Consider the following 1,092-nt stretch of genomic DNA (forward strand, 5'->3'; position numbering starts at 1 on the left):
TATGTAAATAATCTAAAAGTAAACAATAATAAGAAAATACTCAAATTAAGTATATGTGAACAGGATGGAGATGAGTATAAATTTTTAAAAGAGTTTATGATTTTGGTTGAAGAAGTTAAAAGAGATTTTACTTACGAATACCTTCTTGAACTGTTTGAATTTGTGATTTCTCCATCAGACAAATTAGTGAATGGAGCAGTTTACACGCCTAAAGATATTCGAGAATTTATAACTTATGAAGCATTTAAGCAACACGATAATATTGCAGATGTACGCAATTTTAAAATAGCAGATATATCTTGTGGATGTGGCGGCTTTTTAATAAATGCGTCCAAGTATATTAACAAAACTACCGGTAAGCCCTATAAGGAAATTTACAGAGAAAATATATTTGGATTAGACATTCAGTCGTATAGTATAGAAAGATCAGAAATATTACTATCATTATTTGCAATAAAACATGGGGGAGAGGATGAAGAATTTGAATTTAATCTGTATTGTGCTGATTCTTTGGAGTTTGATTGGTATAAAGAAAATACTCAAATAAGAACAAGCAATGGTTTTGATATTATACTAGGCAATCCGCCATATGTATGTTCTAGAAACATGGATAAAAAGACAAAAACTTTAATTTCAAAATGGAGCACCTGTGAAACAGGGCACCCCGATCTTTATATACCATTTTTTCAAATTGGATTCGATCTTTTAAGACCAAATGGGATTTTAGGGTATATAACCGTAAACTCTTTTATAAAAAGTCTTAATGGGCGAGGAGCAAGAAGCTATTTTCATGAAAAACAAGTAGATTTAAAAATTATTGACTTTGAAGATGAACAAATTTTCAGATCAAGAACGACATATACATCAATATGTTTTTTGTCAAAAAGACAATCGGATACGGTTAGATATCTGCCATTAAAAAAATCCCAACTAAAAGATAATTTTAAATATCATGAATATCTGTATAGTGAGTTGTCTGCTCAAAATGGCTGGTATTTTAAAAATAAAACTTTAGTTGAAAAAATTGAAACTATTGGTACTCCATTAGGAAATATATATAATACAAAAAGCGGTATTGCTACTTTAAAAAAC

The 1,092-nt window shown here is 29.2% G+C and carries 1 protein-coding gene; it reads left to right on the forward strand.

Going from position 1 to position 1,092, the window contains the following annotated elements:
* Window positions 1-1,092: HsdM family class I SAM-dependent methyltransferase (locus F3G69_RS09185; protein ID WP_149715060.1), on the forward strand; the 1,092-nt coding region annotated here is incomplete at both ends.

The organism is Campylobacter concisus, from assembly GCF_902460625.1.
In the GTDB taxonomy this organism is placed as follows: Bacteria; Campylobacterota; Campylobacteria; order Campylobacterales; family Campylobacteraceae; genus Campylobacter_A; species Campylobacter_A concisus_AD.